The 16,727-nt window shown below is 72.6% G+C and carries 18 protein-coding genes; 9 read left to right on the top strand and 9 right to left on the bottom strand.

Annotation, left to right across the window (positions count from 1 at the left end):
* Nucleotides 1-4: 4 nt before the first annotated feature.
* From FXF51_RS45505 to FXF51_RS45480, 6 genes are all read left to right on the top strand, one after another.
* A complete protein-coding gene (locus FXF51_RS45505) occupies nucleotides 5-973 on the top strand; it encodes an ABC transporter permease (protein WP_148441034.1) in 969 nt (322 codons plus the stop codon).
* The gene (locus FXF51_RS63570; RefSeq protein ID WP_148441033.1) at nucleotides 973-2,007 is read left to right on the top strand and encodes an ABC transporter ATP-binding protein; all 1,035 of its coding nucleotides are present in this window, start codon (nucleotides 973-975) and stop codon (nucleotides 2,005-2,007) included. Before FXF51_RS45505 ends, FXF51_RS63570 begins: the two co-directional genes overlap by 1 nt.
* Nucleotides 2,004-3,011: an ABC transporter ATP-binding protein gene (locus FXF51_RS63565; protein WP_148441032.1), complete on the top strand. Its 1,008-nt coding sequence runs from the start codon at nucleotides 2,004-2,006 to the stop codon at nucleotides 3,009-3,011. The genes FXF51_RS63570 and FXF51_RS63565 overlap by 4 nt, the downstream gene beginning before the upstream one ends.
* Before the next feature lie 49 nt (nucleotides 3,012-3,060).
* Nucleotides 3,061-3,705, top strand: a complete 645-nt coding sequence (locus tag FXF51_RS45490; protein ID WP_148441031.1) for a GntR family transcriptional regulator — start codon at nucleotides 3,061-3,063, stop codon at nucleotides 3,703-3,705.
* A 74-nt stretch (nucleotides 3,706-3,779) separates the two neighbouring features.
* Nucleotides 3,780-5,009 carry an MFS transporter gene (locus FXF51_RS45485; protein ID WP_148441030.1) on the top strand — a complete coding sequence of 410 codons (1,230 nt, stop codon included), beginning with the start codon at nucleotides 3,780-3,782 and terminating at the stop codon, nucleotides 5,007-5,009.
* 88 nt (nucleotides 5,010-5,097) lie between these two features.
* Nucleotides 5,098-5,322, top strand: a complete 225-nt coding sequence (locus FXF51_RS45480; protein ID WP_148441029.1) for a hypothetical protein — start codon at nucleotides 5,098-5,100, stop codon at nucleotides 5,320-5,322.
* Nucleotides 5,323-5,330: 8 nt separating this feature from the next.
* On the opposite strand, the gene FXF51_RS45475 is transcribed toward FXF51_RS45480, so the two are convergent.
* Nucleotides 5,331-6,071 carry an SDR family NAD(P)-dependent oxidoreductase gene (locus FXF51_RS45475; protein ID WP_187414939.1) on the bottom strand — a complete coding sequence of 247 codons (741 nt, stop codon included), beginning with the start codon at nucleotides 6,069-6,071 and terminating at the stop codon, nucleotides 5,331-5,333.
* A gap of 80 nt (nucleotides 6,072-6,151) precedes the next feature.
* Here FXF51_RS45475 and FXF51_RS45470 point away from each other — a divergent pair, with 80 nt between their 5' ends.
* Nucleotides 6,152-6,709 carry a TetR/AcrR family transcriptional regulator gene (locus FXF51_RS45470; protein ID WP_148441027.1) on the top strand — a complete coding sequence of 186 codons (558 nt, stop codon included), beginning with the start codon at nucleotides 6,152-6,154 and terminating at the stop codon, nucleotides 6,707-6,709.
* Nucleotides 6,710-6,742: 33 nt separating this feature from the next.
* Here the strand turns inward: FXF51_RS45470 and FXF51_RS45465 are convergent, their stop codons facing one another.
* Nucleotides 6,743-7,543 carry an alpha/beta fold hydrolase gene (locus FXF51_RS45465; RefSeq protein ID WP_148441026.1) on the bottom strand — a complete coding sequence of 267 codons (801 nt, stop codon included), beginning with the start codon at nucleotides 7,541-7,543 and terminating at the stop codon, nucleotides 6,743-6,745.
* A gap of 12 nt (nucleotides 7,544-7,555) precedes the next feature.
* Nucleotides 7,556-8,419: an RNA polymerase sigma factor SigJ gene (gene sigJ / locus FXF51_RS45460; protein ID WP_148441025.1), complete on the bottom strand. Its 864-nt coding sequence runs from the start codon at nucleotides 8,417-8,419 to the stop codon at nucleotides 7,556-7,558.
* A gap of 189 nt (nucleotides 8,420-8,608) precedes the next feature.
* Here sigJ and FXF51_RS45455 point away from each other — a divergent pair, with 189 nt between their 5' ends.
* Nucleotides 8,609-9,484 (top strand): M23 family metallopeptidase, encoded by an 876-nt coding sequence (locus FXF51_RS45455; RefSeq protein WP_148441024.1) that lies wholly within the window; start codon nucleotides 8,609-8,611, stop codon nucleotides 9,482-9,484.
* Between the two features lie 6 nt (nucleotides 9,485-9,490).
* On the opposite strand, the gene FXF51_RS45450 is transcribed toward FXF51_RS45455, so the two are convergent.
* The 6 genes from FXF51_RS45450 to FXF51_RS45425 are packed head-to-tail and all read right to left on the bottom strand — an operon-like array spanning nucleotide 9,491 to nucleotide 15,714.
* Complete coding sequence (locus FXF51_RS45450; RefSeq protein WP_148441023.1) at nucleotides 9,491-10,423, bottom strand: fumarylacetoacetate hydrolase family protein; 933 nt, start codon at nucleotides 10,421-10,423, stop codon at nucleotides 9,491-9,493.
* The gene (locus tag FXF51_RS45445; RefSeq protein ID WP_148441022.1) at nucleotides 10,423-11,355 is read right to left on the bottom strand and encodes a VOC family protein; all 933 of its coding nucleotides are present in this window, start codon (nucleotides 11,353-11,355) and stop codon (nucleotides 10,423-10,425) included. The genes FXF51_RS45450 and FXF51_RS45445 overlap by 1 nt, the downstream gene beginning before the upstream one ends.
* The gene (locus FXF51_RS45440; RefSeq protein ID WP_148441021.1) at nucleotides 11,352-12,461 is read right to left on the bottom strand and encodes an amidohydrolase family protein; all 1,110 of its coding nucleotides are present in this window, start codon (nucleotides 12,459-12,461) and stop codon (nucleotides 11,352-11,354) included. Before FXF51_RS45440 ends, FXF51_RS45445 begins: the two co-directional genes overlap by 4 nt.
* Nucleotides 12,458-13,738 (bottom strand): FAD-dependent monooxygenase, encoded by a 1,281-nt coding sequence (locus FXF51_RS45435; RefSeq protein ID WP_262380267.1) that lies wholly within the window; start codon nucleotides 13,736-13,738, stop codon nucleotides 12,458-12,460. Before FXF51_RS45435 ends, FXF51_RS45440 begins: the two co-directional genes overlap by 4 nt.
* Before the next feature lie 7 nt (nucleotides 13,739-13,745).
* Entirely contained in the window at nucleotides 13,746-14,684 is a 939-nt protein-coding gene (locus FXF51_RS45430; RefSeq protein ID WP_148441020.1) for a cyclase family protein, read from the bottom strand.
* A complete protein-coding gene (locus FXF51_RS45425; protein ID WP_148441019.1) occupies nucleotides 14,674-15,714 on the bottom strand; it encodes a fumarylacetoacetate hydrolase family protein in 1,041 nt (346 codons plus the stop codon). The genes FXF51_RS45430 and FXF51_RS45425 overlap by 11 nt, the downstream gene beginning before the upstream one ends.
* A gap of 98 nt (nucleotides 15,715-15,812) precedes the next feature.
* Between FXF51_RS45425 and FXF51_RS45420 the strand changes: the two genes are divergently transcribed.
* Nucleotides 15,813-16,721 carry a LysR family transcriptional regulator gene (locus tag FXF51_RS45420; RefSeq protein ID WP_148441018.1) on the top strand — a complete coding sequence of 303 codons (909 nt, stop codon included), beginning with the start codon at nucleotides 15,813-15,815 and terminating at the stop codon, nucleotides 16,719-16,721.
* The last annotated feature ends 6 nt before the right edge of the window (nucleotides 16,722-16,727 follow it).

Below are 16,727 nucleotides of genomic sequence, written 5' to 3'. Positions count from 1 at the left end.
GCCCATGGCGATCGATGCGCAGGCCGCGGTGGCCGCGCAGGGCATGACCGTCGTCGCCCGCACACAGAGCCAGCTCGTCCGCCGCCGCTTCTTCCGGCACCGGGCGGCGCTCGCCGGCATGCTGGTCTTCGGCTCCGTCGTGCTGCTGGCGTTCACCTCCATCGGGTTCGGGCCCGTCCCGGGCTGGTGGGACAAGAGCTACCTGGCCACCGGGTCGGTGGTCGACCAGGGCAGGCCGACGCTGAGCCTGGTGCCGGAGTTCCTGGGCGGCGAGGGCATCCGCTGGGGCGAGCACCCGTTCGGCCAGGACAACATCGGCATCGACTACTTCGCGCTCACCATGCGCGGCACCCAGCAGTCGATCATCGTCGCGTTCATCGTCGGGCTCGTCGCGACGACGGTCGGCACGCTGGCCGGCGCCTTCGCCGGATATTTCAGGAAAAAGACCGAAGCGGTGCTCATGCGGCTGACCGACGTGATGATCACCATCCCGGTGCTCATCATCGCCGCCATCGTCGGCCGCACGTTCGGCGACTCGGGCATCGTGATCCTGGCCGTCTGCATCGGCCTGGTCACCTGGCCCACGCTGAGCCGGCTGATCCGCGGCGAGTTCCTGTCGCTGCGCGAGAAGGAGTTCGTCGAGGCCGCGCGGGCGCTGGGCACCTCCTCCCGCCGCATCATCTTCCGGCACATCCTGCCGAACACGGTGGGCGTCATCATCGTCAGCGCGACCCTGGCCATCGCGAACGCGGTGCTGCTGGAGTCGGCGCTGTCCTTCCTCGGTGTCGGCGTGCAGCCGCCCGACGTCTCGCTCGGCCAGCTCATCGACACCTACCGCAGCGCGATGACGACCCGCCCGTGGCTGTTCTGGTGGCCGGGCGTCTTCATCATCGCGATCGCGCTGTCCATCAACTTCATCGGTGACGGTCTGCGCGACGCGTTCGACCCTCGACAGACCCGGGTGCGTGCCTGATGACCGACCTTCCCGCCGAGATCCTCCGCGTGGAGGACCTGGCCGTCGAGTTCCCCACCGAGGACGGCGTCGTCAAGGCGGTCCGCGGGGTCTCCTACGCCCTGCACGAGCGCGAGGTGCTCGGGATCGTCGGCGAGTCCGGCTCCGGCAAGTCCGTCTCGTCACTGGCCGTGATGGGGCTGCTGCCGCGCGGCGCCCGCGTCCGGGGCAAGATCAGTTATCGCGGCGACGACGTACTGAAGATGTCCGCCCGCAAGCGGCGCGACCTGCGCGGACGCAAGATCGCCATGATCTTCCAGGACCCGATGACCGCGCTCAACCCGGTGCACACCGTCGGCGACCAGCTCGCCGAGGCCGTGCTCGCCCACGACCTCGTGCCGCGCAAGCAGGCGCTCGCCCGCGCCAAGGAGATGCTCGACCTGGTCGGCATCCCGCAGGCCGAGCAGCGGCTGCGCAGCTACCCGCACGAGTTCTCCGGCGGCATGCGGCAGCGCGCGATGATCGCGATGGCGGTCATCAACAACCCGGACGTCATCATCGCCGACGAGCCGACCACCGCGCTCGACGTGACCGTCCAGGCGCAGATCCTGGAGAAGCTCCTGGAGGTCAAGGACGCCGTCAACGCCGCGATCGTGCTCATCACGCACGACCTCGGCGTGGTGGCGGGCATCGCCCACCGGGTGCTCGTCATGTACGCCGGCAAGCCGGTCGAGATCGGCGACACCGACACGATCTTCTACCGGCCGCGCATGCCGTACACTGCGGGGCTGCTCGGCTCGATGCCGTCGCTGGAGACGTCGGGCGGGCGGCTGCGGCCGATCAAGGGCGCCCCGCCCTCCCTGATCAACCTGCCGTCGGGCTGCCCGTTCTCGCCGCGCTGCCCGCTGGCCGACACCCGCTGCCACGGCGAGGAGCCCGCGCTGGCGGAGGTGGACGAGGGCGGGCACTACGCCGCCTGCCACCACTGGGACCAACTGGCCGCGGTGGCGGATCCCACCGCGCTGTTCCGTACGGAGAGTGAGCCCGTCACATGAGCGTTCAGGTCACGCAGGAGCACCTCCTGGAGGTGGAGGACCTGGTGATGAGCTTCCCCGTACGCGGCGCGGGGTTCCTGCGCAAGGTGGCGGGGCACATCCAGGCGGTGAGCGGCGTCTCCATGCACGTCGACCAGGGCGAGACCCTCGGCGTGGTGGGCGAGTCGGGGTGCGGCAAGTCGACGACGGGCCGGGCCATCCTCCAGCTCCACAAGCCCACGTCGGGCTCGGTGCGCTTCGAGGGCAACGAGCTGACGACGCTGTCGCCGAAGCGGTTGCGCGCGGTGCGGCGCGACATCCAGATCGTCTTCCAGGACCCCTACGCCTCGCTCAACCCGAAGCTGCCGGTCAACGACATCATCGCCGAGCCGCTGAAGGTGCACGAGCGGTGGAAGGACACCGGCCCCGCGAAGGTGTCGGAGCTGCTGGAGCTGGTCGGGCTCAACCCCGAGCACGGCAACCGGTACCCGCACGAGTTCTCCGGCGGCCAGCGCCAGCGCGTCGGGATCGCCCGCGCCCTGGCGCTGGAGCCCAAGCTGCTCGTGCTGGACGAGCCGGTGTCGGCGCTGGACGTGTCGGTGCAGGCCGGGGTGATCAACCTGCTGGAGGACCTCCAGGACACGTTCGGGCTGTCGTACATCTTCATCGCGCACGACCTGTCGGTGGTCAGGCACATCTCCGACCGCGTCGCGGTGATGTACCTGGGCAAGATCGTCGAGACGGGCGCGCGCGACGACGTCTACGACCGGCCGGTCCACCCCTACACGCAGGCGCTGCTGTCGGCCGCGCCGACGGCCAACCCCGAGGAGGAGCGCCGCAGGCAGCGGATCATCCTCACCGGCGAGGTGCCGAGCCCGCTGGACCCGCCGAGCGGGTGCCGGTTCCGTACGCGCTGCTGGAAGGCCCAGGAGATCTGCGCCACGGAGGAGCCCGCCCTGATCGACCGGGGCACCGGGCATCCGGCCGCCTGCCACTTCCCGGAGGTGAACACCAAGGTGGTGTGAGCCGCCACCATAGATACAAGGTTGCATTTATAGCTGATACGCTGCGGGTATGCCCGAACCCGCGAAGCGTCCGTCCGCCGCGCACACCGCGTACGCGGTGACCAAGGAGCTGATCCTGTCCGGCGAGCTGCCCGGCGGCAGCCTCATCAGCGAGGGCGAGATCGCCGAGCGGGTCCAGGTGAGCAGGACGCCCGTACGGGAGGCGTTCCTGCGCCTGGAGTCGGAGGAGCTGCTCGCGCTGCACCCCAAGCGCGGCGCGGTGGTGGTGCCGGTCCCGCCCGGCGAGGCTTCTGACGTGCTGGAGCTGCGGCTGGCGCTCGAACGCGCCGCCGCCGGGCGCATCGCGCACACCGGCCTGCCCGAGGAGCACCACGGGCGGATGCGGGAGCTGCTGGCCCGGCAGCGGGCCCTGGCCGCGGCGGCGGACGTCGGCGGGTTCGCCCACGCCGACGAGGCGTTCCACCGTTGCATCGTCGAAGCGTCGGGGAACCGGCTGGCCGCCCGGTTCTACGCCACCCTGGGCGACCGGCAGCGGCGGATGAGCGTCCACGCGCTGCGCCCGCGGCCTGAGCGGCTGGCCCTGCTCGCGGACGAGCACGAGACGCTGCTCGGACACCTGATGAGCGGTGACAGCGCCACCTTCTCCGAGGCGCTGCTCGACCACCTCACGGCCACACACGGCTCACCCCGCTGACCCCCGCCGCGTCCTTCCTCCAACGCCCCTCCCCCCAGGGCCCCGATCACGTCCACGAAAGCCCTGCCCTCCTCATGCCGCACACCCCGCCCGCCACCGCCCTGTCACGTCCGAACGCCTGGCGCGGCGTCGCCGCGGCGATGTTCGCCTGCGGCTGGGGCGGCAACCAGTTCACCCCGCTGCTGCTCATGTACCGCCGGCTGGGCGGCTACTCGGCGCTCAGCGTGGACGCCTTCCTCGGCGCGTACGTCGTGGGCCTCGTGCCAGGCCTCCTGCTGGCCGGGCCGCTGTCCGACCGGCGCGGGCGGCGCCCCGTGCTCGTGGCGGGCACCATCGCCTCGGCCGTCGCGAGCCTGGTGCTCTGCTTCGGCGGCCACGGCGCCTGGCCCATCTACGCGGGCCGCCTGATCACCGGCTTCGCGGTCGGCGTCGCCATGGCCGTGGGCACGAGCTGGGTCAAGGAGCTGTCGTGCGGCGGCGACAGCGGGCTGCCCGCGCGCCGCGCCTCGCTCTGCCAGACGGCCGGGTTCGGGCTGGGGGCAGGCGTCGCGGGGGCGCTCGCCCAGTGGGGTCCCGCGCCCATGGTGACCCCGTACGTCGTGCACGTGCTGCTCACGGCGGCGATCCCCGTGCTGCTCCTGCGGGTGCCGGAGACGCGGCCGAGGCTCCCGCTGCGCGGCCTGCTCTCCGCCCTGGTGGACGACCTGCGCGTGCCCGCGCCCGCCCGCCGGCGGTTCCGGCTGGTGGTGCTGCCGATGGCGCCGTGGGTGTTCGGCGCGGCCGGGCTGGCGTACGCGGTCATGCCGCAGCTCGTCGGCTTCCGTGTGGGATCCTGGGGGCTGGCGTACGCGACCGGGCTGACCGTGCTGACGCTGGGCATGGGCGTGGCCGTCCAGCCGGTCGCCAAGAGGCTGCGCGGGGGCGCTCCGGTGGTGGCGATGAGCGTGATGCTCCTCGGCGCGGCGCTGTGCGCGGCGAACGCCGTGGTGCTGTCGCCCTGGCTGGCCGCCTGCGCCGCCGCCGTCCTGGGGGCCGCGTACGGCGTCGCGGTGGTGTCGGGGCTGCTGGAGATCCAGCGGATGGCGGGGGCGGACGACCTGGCCGGGCTGACCGGGGTCTACTACACGCTCGCCTACGCGGGCTTCCTGCTGCCGGCCGTGCTGGCCACCCTGTCGGCCTGGCTGTCCTACCCGGTCATGCTGGCCGCGGTGGCCGCCGCCGCCCTGGTCTGCCTCGGGCTCGTCGTGACCGGCGCCCGGGTCACGGCCATTCCCGTGGTAGCAGAAGGAGCAAAAGCCCCTTGACCGGGATTGCCGTGTCTAGCGTGAGGGTGAAGGCGGTTCCAGGACTTTCCGGGGGGATGATTCTGTGACGTTCTCGACAATCTTGGCGATGGTCTTCGTGATCGCGTTCGTGATCATCATCGTGAGCATGATCGTGTCGCTGACGGGCGGACGGTCCTCGGGGCGGCGGCGGCCCGCACGGCGCGGGTCCTCCGGCCACCACCACACCGTATTCGGCGGCGGGGGGTGGGGTGGCGGTGACGGCGGGAGCTACTCGGGAGGCGACGGCGGCGGCTGCTCGGGGGGCGACGGGGGCGGCGGCGGGGGCGGCTGAAGGCGCGTTTAAGCCGCTGACCAGCCACCGTCCACCGGGACGATCGCGCCGTTGACGAACGAGGCGGCGTCCGAGGCCAGGAAGAGCGCCGCCTCGGCCATCTGCTCGGGCTGGGCCAGCCGCTCTCCCAGGGCGAGCACGGGCCCGAGGCGGGCGGCGCCGGTGGCGTCGAAGGACGTGCCGTTGGCGATGTTGGTCATCGTGGGGCCGGGCAGGATGGCGTTGCAGCGGATGCCGTCCTTGGCGTAGGCCCAGGCGACGCTCTTGGTCAGGCCGACGACACCGTGCTTGGAGGCGGTGTAGGCGGCGCCGGCCGCGCCGCCGCGGATGCCGGCCTCGGAGGCGGTGTTGACGATCGCGCCGCCGCCCTGGCTCAGCATGTGCGGCAGCACCGCGTGGGTGACCAGGAAGGTGCCGGTCAGGTTGATCCGCAGCACCCGCTCCCACTGGTCGAGGGGGATGTCGGCGGGCAGGGCCATGGTGTCCATGATCCCGGCGTTGTTGCACAGCACGTCGATCCGCCCGTACGCGCTGATCGCCGTCTCGACGAGCGCGGCCACCGAGGACTCGTCGCCGATGTCGGCGGCGACGGCGGTGCCGGCGACGTCGGCGGCGGTGCTCGCGGCGCTCTCGGGGTCGATGTCGCAGGCCACGACGCGGGCGCCGGCCTTGGCGAAGGCGACGGCCATCGCCCTGCCGATGCCCGAGCCCGCACCCGTCACGAGGGCGACGCGGTCGTCGAAGGTCATGGTCAAGGATCGTCCTCTCGGTCGGGTGGGCCGCTCCCGCGACAACCGGACTGTCTCGTCCGGTTGGTACGATAGCCGCTGTGACCGCCGTCCGTCGACCCAACCGAGGCCCGAGGGCCGCGGCCCACAACAGGGCCGCGCTGATCGCGGCGGCCCGCGAGGCGTTCGCGACCGCCGGGTACGACGCCTCGCTCACCGAGGTGGCGCGGGCGGCCGGGGTCGGGCAGGGCAGCCTCTACCGGCACTTCCCCGATCGGGTCAGCCTCGCTCTCGCCGTCTTCGAAGACAGCATCGCCGAGCTGGAGGCGCTGGCCGCCAAGCCCGGCACCACGCTCGACGAGGTGCTGGCCCTGGTCACCGAGCAGGCCATCGCGCAGACCACGTTCATCACCATGGTCAGCATCCCGCCGCAGCCCGACCCGCGCATCCTGGCGGTCCGCGAGCGGCTGGCGAGGCTGCTGGAGACCGGGCTGGCCGGGGCCCAGCGCGCGGGGCGGATCCGCGCCGACGTCTCCACCGGCGATCTGGTGCTGGCGGTCGGCATGCTGGCGCTCATGCTCACCGAGATCCCGGCGTCCGAGCGCACGGAGACGGCGGCGCGGATCTGGCGGATGATCCGGCACGGCATCGAGAGCTGAGCCCCCGCCTGGTCAGCGGCACCCCGGGAGACGTCAGCGGCGCTCTGGAACGTTCCAGGCCGATCTGGTGATGAGGGCGGCGACCGCGTCCGGGTCGTCGCTCATACAGACGTGGCCGCAGCCGGGCAGTGACCCGACGCGCACGTCGGGCGGCAGTTCGTCGAGGTGGCGGGCCACCCCGGGCAGGAGCAGCAGGTCCCGCGAGCCGAACGCGACGGTCGCCGGGACGCCCAGCGGCGCGCCCGCCAGGTACCGGCGCCTGGCCGTGGCCTTGAGGGTGGCGGCGAAGCCCGGGCAGCGCCCCATGGCCAGGATGCTCGCGCGGGCCTGTGCGGGCGTCACCCGGAGGGGCCTGGCGTGGGTCTGGCCGAGGACGAGGACGCGTCCCAGCCGGAAGTCCACCAGGCGCGACAGCAGGCCGGTGGCGTGCTCGGCGCCCCACCGGATCATGCGCAGGCTGATCCGCTGGTAGAGCGGCGTGGCTCCGCGCCACAGGCCCGCCGGTGACACCAGGGTCAGCGAGGCGGCCGGGCGGATGGCGGCGAGTTCGAGCGCCACCCAGCCGCCGAGCGAGTGGCCGGCGAGGTGCGGCGAGTCGATGCCGAGGCCGCGCAGGAAGTCCGCCACGATCGCCGCCAGTGCGGCCGGTAACGGCTCGATGCGTTCGGGCAGCGGCTCGGACTCCCCGAACCCGGGCAGATCGACGGCCACCACGTCGAAGCGCTCGGCGAGCGCGGGGATGACCGGGTTCCAGGCGTCGCGCATGGCGCCGAGGCCGTGCAGCAGCACGAGGGGCGGTCCGGCGCCCTTACGGGTGTACGCGAGTGACGACACGTGCTCTCTCCTTCACTGGGTGACCCGGCGCAGCTTGCCGGGGTTGACCACGAGGTCCAGCTCGGTGATCAGGCCGCCTGCCACGGTGAAGCCCATCACCCCGACGACCGTCCCGCCGGCCTCGAACACCAGGCCCGCCGAGCCGTTGACCGTGCTCGTCCGCGGCGTGACGGCGTTCCTGGCCACGACGCCGAGCAGCAGCCGGGCGACGTTCGCCGCGCCGGTGACGGGACGGCGCGCCACCCCGGGCACCAGGCCGCCGCCGTCGGAGCGCAGCACGACCTTCGGGTCCAGGACGCGTACCAGCTCCTCGACACCGCCGTGGAAGCACGCCTTCGCGAACGCCTCGACCGCGTGCGCGTGCTGCCCCCGGTCGGGGGTGAAGCGCGGCGCGCGGGCGCGGACGTGCGCCCTGGCCCTGGCGACGAGCTGGCGGCAGGCCACCTCGCTGCGGCCGACCGTCCGCGCGACCTCCTCGTAGGACAGGCCGAACACCTCGCGCAGCACGAACGCGGTCCGCTCAGCCGGGCTGAGCGATTCGAGCAGGACGAGCACCGCCATGCTGACCGACTCGTCCAGGGTGACCCGGTCCTCCGGCCCCGGCACGGTCAAGGCGCCGACGAGCGGCTCGGGCAGCCACTGCCCGACGTAGCTCTCGCGCCTGGCCCTGGCCGAGCCCAGCTCGTCCAGGCAGATGCGGGCGACGACCGTGGTGAGCCAGGCCCGCACGTCGCGCGGCTCGCTGTCGCGCGCGCGGACGAAGCGCAGGTAGGCCTCCTGGACGACGTCCTCGGCGTCGGCCAGCGTGCCGAGCATCCGGTAGGCGACCTCGGTGAGATGGGGCCGGTACCGCTCGAACTCGTGGGCGGGGTGCATACCTGTTAGACGACGCAGTCCACCGGCCCGTGACAAGGGACCACCAGGAAGCCGGAAACTTTCAGTTTGACAGGGATTGATGAAGAGAACTTTCGAGGATATCTTCACGATCAAGCCGCCCCGCACCCTGGGGCGGAGAGATTGGGCGTTCGACCGTACCCCTCCACCCCCTGCCGCACGAGGTGACCCATGCCCAAGATCGGAAAGCTCGTCCTCCCCCTCGCACTCGCCCTCGCGGCGGCGCTGCTCCCCCAGCCCGCCTCAGCGCACTCCACCACCGCCGCCCTGGCCACCCACAAGAGCCCGTTCAACTGCGGAAAGACCTTCTACGCCAACAACTGGCTGCCCGACCACAGCCCTTCGGGCTCGATCGACTGGCAGGACTACGGCGGCGACGACATCAACGGCGAGACCGTCCGCGCCACCGCCGCCGGCACCGCGTACTTCTACGACGCCGGCAACACCAGCTACGGCAAGTGGATCGAGATCCGCCACGGCGACGGCACCAGAACCCGCTACGCCCACCTCGCCACCATGGCGCGGGCCGCCGGCGGCTCGATGAGCGTCGGCCAGGGCACCTCCATCGGCACCGTCGGCTCCACCGGCGGCTCCAACGCCCCGCACCTGCACTACGAGCAGCGCACCTCCACCGGAGCGATGGACACCAGCCCGACCGTGGACGGCGTGACCATCTCCCTGGGCCAGAAGAAGGCCGTCACCAGCACCAACTCGTGCGGCAGCGGCAACCCCTACACGGCCGAGGAGGTGTGCGGCAGCGGCTACTCGGTCATCGACTCCGCGGCGCTCACCGGGGGGCGCACGTACCTGCTCTACCACTCGGGCAACGGCAACAACTGCGTCGTGACGCTGAAGACGACGAACGTGGGGACGGCGTCGTCGATGTCGGCCTTCCTGGAGCCGCAAGGGGAGAGCAGGGCGACGAACTCGGGCAGCTTCGGCTACTACGCGGGGCCTGTGGTGCGGTCGGCGGCCGGGCAGTGCGTCAAGTGGGGCGGGTCCGTCGGGAGCAGCTCGTACACCAGCCCGTTCGAGCACTGCGGCTGAGCGGCCTCACTGCGCCGGGCGGCGTCTCGGGCGGGGCCGGGCCCGGGGGATCGGCACCGGGTCCGCGCCCGCGACCACGGTGTTGCGGACGGACCCGATGCCCTCGACGGCGATCTCGACCACGTCACCCGGCTTGAGCGGCGGCGGGGACTGCTCGCCGCGCAGCCCCCACAGCTCGGCGAGGCAGCCGCCGTTGCCGCAGGTGCCGGAGCCGAGCACGTCGCCGGGCCGGACCCAGGTGCCGCGCGAGGCGTAGGCGACGAGCTCCTCGAACGGCCAGCCCATGTTGGACAGCAGGTCGCGGCCGATCTCCGTGCCGTTGACGCTGACGGTGAGCCCCAGGTTCAGGAAGCCGTCGGCGTCGCGGTACGGCTCCAGCTCGTCCGCCGTGACCAGCCACGGGCCGAGGGTGGTGGCGGTGTCCTTGCCCTTGGCCGGGCCCAGGTTGACCTGCATCTCGCGGGACTGCAGGTCGCGGGCCGACCAGTCGTTCATGATCAGGTATCCGGCGATGTGCCGCCGCGCCCGCGAAGGGGTGAGGTCGCGGCCCGGCGTGCCGATGACGGCGGCGACCTCCAGCTCGAAGTCGAAGGCGTGGCAGCCGGGCGGCATCGGCACGTCGTCGTGCGGGCCGATGACGGCGTAGGGGTTGGTGAAGTAGAAGGCGGGGGCGTCGTACCAGGCGTCCGGCACCCCCGAGCGGCCGTCCACGCTCTTGCTCACGCCCTCGACGTGCTCCTCGAAGGCGACGAAGTCGCGGATGGTAGGCGGCTGGAGCGGGGCGAGGAGCCGCACGTCCGCCAGGGGGATCGGCACGCCGGTTCGCACGTCCCGGGGGACGCCGAGCGGGCCGGCGCCGTCGGGCAGCGGCCGCACCACGCCGCCTTCGACGAGGCCGGAGCGGGTGCGGCCGCGGTGGGTGAAGGTGGCGATCTTCATCAGACCGGCGGGGCGACGAAGACGCCGCGGTCGACGTCGTTGAACGACCCCTTGGCGACCAGCTCGTTCATCGGGTTGGCGGTGCCCCACTGGTCGGTGACCTCCGGCTCGGAGAAGTCGTAGACGTGCGGGTGCCAGGCGTCCTCGTCCAGTTCCTCCAGCTCGGTGGTGTACTCGACGGTGTTGCCGTGCGGGTCCATGAAGTAGGAGAACGTGTTGTCGCCCGCCAGGTGGCGGCCAGGGCCCCAGATCATCCGGACGCCGGCGCGCAGCAGGCGGCCCGTGCCGTACATGTACTCGTCCAGGCCGCGCAGCTCGAAGCTGATGTGGTGCAGGCTGGCGTGCGGGCCGCGGGCGATGGCCATGCTGTGGTGCTGCGGGTTGCAGCGCATGAAGTGCATGACCTGGCCCATGTGGGGATGGGCGAGGGTGTCGGACAGGGCGAAGCCGAGGTGGGTCTCGTACCAGGTGCGGGTGGCGTCGATGTCGGGCGCGTTCAGCACGACGTGCGAGAGGCGGACCGGGACGGACTCCTTGGCCTCCAGCTTGCGGTGGCTGCGGACGGCGACGTCGGCGGAGACCTCGACGGTGCGGCCGTCGAGGTCGAAGAAGCGAAAGCCGTAGCCGCCGCCGGGGGTGTCCAGCTTGCCCGGCTCGGAGATGATCCGCACCTGCGCGGCCCGCAGCCGCTCGGCCAGGGCGTCCACGTCCGCCGGGGTGGCGGCGCCGAAGGAGACCAGGTCCAGGCGCTTCTCCTCCGCCTTGCGCAGCCGGATGATGTACTGCTCGGGCGACCCTTCGGCGGCCAGGAAGCTGATGCCTGAGTCGTTGGCGACCTCGGTCAGCCCCCAGACGCCCGCGTAGAAGTCGCGCTGCTTGTCGTAGTCGGGCACGGCCAGATCGACGTGCCGCAGGTGCGTGATGAGTCTCATGAGGGATCCTTCAGGTCGAAGAGCCTTGCCGCGTTGCCGCCGCGTACGGGGGTGTCCGCCAGCCCGGCCGCGCGCAGGGCGGCGAGCGGGTCGGGGTCGCCCATGTCGAAGGGGAAGTCGGAGCCGAGCAGCACCCGCTCCTGCCCGGCCACCCTGACCAGCTCGCGCAGCACGGCCGGGTCGTGGGTGAGTGAGTCGAAGTGCAGGTCGCGCAGGTAGCTGCCGGGTTCGCGGGCGCAGCCGCGGGCGTCGGGCCGCACCCGCCAGCCGTGGTCGGCGCGGCCCAGGTAGTACGGCAGGTAGCCGCCGCCGTGCGCGGCCAGCAGCTTCAGCCCGGGGTGGCGGTCGAGCACGCCCGCGAAGATCAGGTGGGACAGGGCGACGGCGTTCTCGACGGGCTGGCCGACGAGGTTGGACAGGTACCAGCGGTCCAGGCGCTCGTCCAGCGTGCAGCCGAACGGGTGCAGGAACACCACCGCGCCCGTCTCGGCGGCGTGTGCCCAGAACGGCTCGTAGGCCGGGTCGGACAGGTCGCGGCCGGGGGCGTGCGAAGAGATCTCCACGCCCTTCAGGCCCAGGCTGAGCGCGTGGTCGAGGGCCTCGACCAGCAGTTCGGGGTGCTGGAGCGGGGCCAGGCCGAGCCCATGCAACCGCCCGGAACGCTCAGGCGAGGTCAGGCCGAGCCCGTGGAGCCGTCCGGAACGCTCAGGCGGGGCCGGGCCGAGCCCATGCAGCCGCCCGGAACGCTCAGGCGAGGCCGGGCCGAGCCCGTGGAGCCGTCCGGAGTCACAGTGGGCGGCCACGCCCTCGTTCGCCAGCCGCCACACCGTGCGGGCCAGACTCGGGCCGGCCCAGTAGTGGTAGTGGGACGGCGACGGGCTGACGATCTGCACGTCCACCCCGGCCGCGTCCATGGCCGCCAACCGGTCAGAGGCCCGCGTGAGCAGGGCGATCCGCTCGCCGATCATCGCCCCCGACACGGCGAGGGCCTCGGGCCCGTTGCGGCGGGCGTCCAGCTCCCGGTGCGCTGCCAGCCCCGGCTGCCCGGCCACGGCCTGCTCGACCTCCGGCAGCAGGACGTGCGCGTGCACGTCAACGGTGATCATGGGCGTTCACTCACCATCGCCGCGATCTCCCCCATCAGGCCGGGCACGTCCGCGTCGCGCACCCCGTCGAGCTGCCAGCGGGCCAGCCGCACCGACGCCTCGACCACGGCCTTCACCCGGTCGTGCCGGCGGTCCATGAACGCGTCGAACAGGCCCTGGTCGAGCCGGTCGGCGGCGAGCAGCAGCTCGGCCAGGACGGCGGCGTCCTCCAGGCACTGGGCGGCGCCCTGGGCGAGGGTGGGCGGGCAGGCGTGCGCGGCGTCGCCGATCAGGACGACCCTGCCGCGATTCCAGGGGCGTTCGACGAGCAGCGACTCGAACCAGGTGTAGTTGATGCGGGCCGGGTCGGTGATGTCGGCGCGGATCTCGTCCCAGGCGCCGCCGTACCCTGCGGCGAGGGCTCGCATGTGCGCGGCCTTGTCGCCGGCGTCCTCGCGCGGCCTGGCCTTCTCGACCAGGTACGCGTACATGGTGTCGGCGCCGGTCGGGCAGTAGCCGGCGATGAAGCAGGGGCCGCCGTAGATGAGGTCGGTGCGCTCGACGTCCTTGGGCCGGCGGGTGTGGATGCGCCAGATGCCCATGCCGACCGGCTCGGGCGCGGCCTCGACGCCGATCAGGGCGCGGACGTGCGAGCGGATGCCGTCGGCGCCCACCACCAGGTCGTAGGCGCCGGTGGTGCCGTCGGAGAAGACGACCTCTACCGTGTCCGACATCGCGCCCGACCCATTGTCCGACACCATGCCCGGCGCATTGTCTGACACGGTGCCCGGCGCAGTGTCTGACACGGTGCCCGGCGCAGTGTCTGACACGGCGCCCGGCGCAGTGTCTGACACGGCGCCCGGCGCAGTGTCTGACACGGCGCCCGGCGCAGTGCCCGACACCGCGTCCACGGTGAGGCCGTACCGGATGGTGGCGCCCGCCTCTCGCATGGCGGCGGCCAGGATGGCCGCCAGCTCGGGGCGGTTCATGCCGAGCGTCGCGGGCAGGCCGGGGCCGCCGGTGCGGGCGTCGGGGATCTCGGCGATCAGGTCGCCGCCGGGGGTGCGCAGCCCGAGCGAGTCGAACGCGAACCCGGCCGCGCTCACCTGCTCCCACACGCCGAGGTCGCGCAGCACCCGCAGCGCGTTGCCCTGCAGCGTGATGCCGGAGCCGAGCGTGGTGGGGCCGGGTGAGATCTCGGCGACGTCCACGGTGACGCCGGCGCGGGCGAGCAGGATGGCCAGGGCGGAGCCGGCGGTGCCGCCGCCGACGATCAGGACGTTCTCGATTGCGGGCATGGCCGCCTCACTTCAGCGCCAGGGGGTTGACGGGGGATCCGACCGCGCCGGTGACGGGCAGCGGAGGGGCGGTGAGGAAGAACTCGTACACGCCGTCGGCCGCGCAGTCGGCGGCCAGCGCGTCCAGGTCCCACATCTCGCCGACGAGCAGGCCGAGGTGCGGGATGACGACCTGGTGCAGGGGCTGGAACGCGTTGTCGAACTCGTTGGGGCGCACCTCGAAGCCCCACGTGTCGGTGGCGACGGCGGCGATCTCGGTGCGGTGCAGCCAGCCCGCGCTCCAGAACGACAGGCCGGGCGACGGGCCGCCCGCGTAGTCGCCCCAGCCTTCGCGCCTGGCCCTGGCGAGGCGGCCGGTGCGCACGCACACGAGGTCGCCGCGCCCGACCCGGACGCCGTGCGCCCCGGCCGTGGCCGTCAGGTGCTCCTCGGTGACGGCGAAGCCGTCCGGCAGTTCGCCGTACACGGCGGCGACGTCCAGCAGCACGCCGCGGCCCGCCACCGGGGCGGCCAGGTGCTCGATGCCGGTGACCCGGTCGCCCTCGCTGGTGACGACCTTGTCGGCGGGGCGGCCGTTCCACGCCCGGCCGTGGTCGAAGATGTGGCCGAGGCCGTCCCACTGGGTGGAGCACTGCAGCGGCATGGCGATCACGTCGTCCGCGCCGCCGAAGCCGTGCGGGAAGCCCTGGTCGCCGTGGACGGCGTCCAGGCCGGTGTCGGTCATGGTGTGCACCGGGTTGGTGCGGCGGCGCCAGCCCTTCTGCGGGCCGTCGGTGTCGAAGCGCTGGGACAGCGAGAACGACGCGCCACGGCGGACGAGGCGGGCGGCGGCTGCTCGCGCGGCGTCGTCGATGAAGTTCACGGTGCCGAGGACGTCGGCCTCGCCCCAGCGGCCCCAGTTGGAGTACTTCGCCGCCGCTTCGGCGATGGCCTGCTCAGCGTTCATCGACGCATCCGTTCCGCTGCGTGCCGAGCCCGGAGATGGTGCCCTCCATGACGTCGCCCGCGCGCAGCAGGCGGCCGTGGTGCATCCCGTTGCCCGCCGGGCTGCCGGTCAGCACCAGGTCGCCGGGCAGCAGCTCGATGGTCTGGGAGACGTAGGAGACCAGGCGCGCCACGTCGAAGATCATGTCCTTGGTGGACTCGTCCTGCATGACCGCGCCGTTCAGCTTGAGCGTCACGTGCAGCTCGCCCGGGTCGCCGACGAAGGCGGCCGGCACCAGGTACGGGCCCAGCGGGGTGAACGTCGGCGCGTTCTTGGCGCGCAGCCAGTCGGTGCCGATCTCCGGCATGTCGCGGCGGAAGACCACCTCGCGGGCGGTGATGTCGTTGGCGATCGTGTAGGCGGCGACGTGTTCGAGCGCGTCTTCCGGATTGATCCGGAACGCCGGGCGGCCGATGACCGCCGCCAGCTCCAGTTCCCAGTCCGGCTTCGTGCACCACGACGGGATCACCACGTCGTCGTACGGGCCGGTGACCGACGACTGCAGGCCGATGAACACGTACGGCTGGTCCTCGGCCGCGCGCCGGTCCATCATCGCCGCCACCTCGGCCCGCACCTGCTCGGCGGGGCGGCCGTCCGCGGGCTCGTGCGCCACGGCCAGGTCGATGACGTGGGTGCGGTAGTTGGCGCCGGACTGCAGGATCTGGCGCGGCTCGACCGGGGCGTGCACGCGCAGCTCCGCGAGCGGCCGCCACTTGCCCGCCGATGTCGCGGCAGACGTGGCGGCAGACGTGGCGGCAGACGTGGCGGCTTCGTGCAAAAGGGGCAGGACGTCGTCCCAGCGCTCCAGCAGCGCACGCGTGGTGGGGCCGTGGGCGCTCAGGTCGAGGACGCGGTCGCCGACGACGAGGCCGGGAAAGGCGGGGCCGGGAAAGGCGGGGCCGGGAAAGGCGGGGCCGGGAAAGGCGGGGCCGGTGGCGGCCGAGAAGGTGCCGAGCGCGAAGGGGCCGGCGAGAGACGGGGATGTTTCCACGAGGTTTCCTCCGGATGCGGTGCCTTAACCTTGAGCCATCCGGAGAGATCTGGGAAATCGATTCTTTGAATGCCGGACATCGACGACATGGATAGCGCGTGGACCTCGCCAGCCTCGACCTGAACCTCCTGGTCGCCCTGCGCGCCCTGCTGGAGGAGCGCAACGTCACCAGGGCGGGCCTGCGCGTCGGGCTCAGCCAGCCCGCGATGAGCGCCGCCCTGGCCAGGCTGCGCCGCCACTTCTCCGACGACCTGCTGATCAGGCAGGGCAACCGCTACGAGCTGACCCCGCTCGGCACCGCCCTGCGCGCGCCCGCCGGCAACGCCTGCGCGGTGCTGGAACGGCTGTTCACCAGCCGCGCCGACTTCCAGCCTGGCGCCGAGCAGCGCGACTTCACGCTGCTGTCCTCCGACTACGCCATCGCCGTCTTCGGGGCGCGGCTGGCGCGTGTCCTGCACGAGGAGGCGCCGGGGGTTCGGCTGCACTTCCGGCACGTGCCGCGCGACCTCGTCGAGAACCCCGAGGCCCTGCTGTCGGGGGTGGACGGCATGCTGATGCCGCACGGCGTGATCTCCGGCATGCCCGCGGTCGAGCTGTACCGGGACGAGTGGGTGTGCCTGGTGTCGGACGAGCATCCCGGCGCCGTCACCATGGACGACCTGGCGCGGCTGCCGTGGGTGGTCTACCAGCGCACCTTCGACGCGCCCGTCACCCGGCAGCTCACCATGCTGGGACTGGAGCCGCGGGTGGAGGTGTCCGTGCAGAGCTTCCAGCTCCTGCCCGCGCTGGTGGCGGGCACCCGGCGGGTCGCGCTCGTGCAGCGGCGGCTGGCGGAGCTGCTGCGCGGGCTGGCTCCCGTGCGGACGCTGCCGTGCCCCTTCGAGGCGGTGCCGTTGCAGGAGGCGTTGTGGTGGCACCCGGTGCACACGCACGACGCGGCGCACCGCTGGCTACGGGAGACGGCCGCCCGCGTGGCCGCCGAGCTGGGCGATCCGCCGGGCGAGTGACGGGCG

The sequence above is a fragment of the Nonomuraea sp. PA05 genome (assembly GCF_008086045.1).
Taxonomy (GTDB): domain Bacteria; phylum Actinomycetota; class Actinomycetes; order Streptosporangiales; family Streptosporangiaceae; genus Nonomuraea; species Nonomuraea monospora.
The sequence above is the reverse complement of the archived record's forward strand: the minus strand, read 5'-3'. Positions and strand labels throughout refer to the sequence as shown.

Bases quoted from the DNA above. Each gene is read 5' to 3' on its own strand.
- FXF51_RS45505 (WP_148441034.1), top strand. From the start codon at position 5: ATGGCGATCGATGCGCAGGCCGCGGTGGCCGCGCAGGGCATGACCGTC.
- FXF51_RS63570 (WP_148441033.1), top strand. From the start codon at position 973: ATGACCGACCTTCCCGCCGAGATCCTCCGCGTGGAGGACCTGGCCGTC.
- FXF51_RS63565 (WP_148441032.1), top strand. From the start codon at position 2,004: ATGAGCGTTCAGGTCACGCAGGAGCACCTCCTGGAGGTGGAGGACCTG.
- FXF51_RS45490 (WP_148441031.1), top strand. From the start codon at position 3,061: ATGCCCGAACCCGCGAAGCGTCCGTCCGCCGCGCACACCGCGTACGCG.
- FXF51_RS45485 (WP_148441030.1), top strand. From the start codon at position 3,780: ATGCCGCACACCCCGCCCGCCACCGCCCTGTCACGTCCGAACGCCTGG.
- FXF51_RS45480 (WP_148441029.1), top strand. From the start codon at position 5,098: ATGGTCTTCGTGATCGCGTTCGTGATCATCATCGTGAGCATGATCGTG.
- FXF51_RS45475 (WP_187414939.1), bottom strand. From the start codon at position 6,071: ATGACCTTCGACGACCGCGTCGCCCTCGTGACGGGTGCGGGCTCGGGC.
- sigJ (WP_148441025.1), bottom strand. From the start codon at position 8,419: ATGCACCCCGCCCACGAGTTCGAGCGGTACCGGCCCCATCTCACCGAG.
- FXF51_RS45455 (WP_148441024.1), top strand. From the start codon at position 8,609: ATGCCCAAGATCGGAAAGCTCGTCCTCCCCCTCGCACTCGCCCTCGCG.
- FXF51_RS45450 (WP_148441023.1), bottom strand. From the start codon at position 10,423: ATGAAGATCGCCACCTTCACCCACCGCGGCCGCACCCGCTCCGGCCTC.
- FXF51_RS45445 (WP_148441022.1), bottom strand. From the start codon at position 11,355: ATGAGACTCATCACGCACCTGCGGCACGTCGATCTGGCCGTGCCCGAC.
- FXF51_RS45440 (WP_148441021.1), bottom strand. From the start codon at position 12,461: ATGATCACCGTTGACGTGCACGCGCACGTCCTGCTGCCGGAGGTCGAG.
- FXF51_RS45435 (WP_262380267.1), bottom strand. From the start codon at position 13,738: ATGCCCGCAATCGAGAACGTCCTGATCGTCGGCGGCGGCACCGCCGGC.
- FXF51_RS45430 (WP_148441020.1), bottom strand. From the start codon at position 14,684: ATGAACGCTGAGCAGGCCATCGCCGAAGCGGCGGCGAAGTACTCCAAC.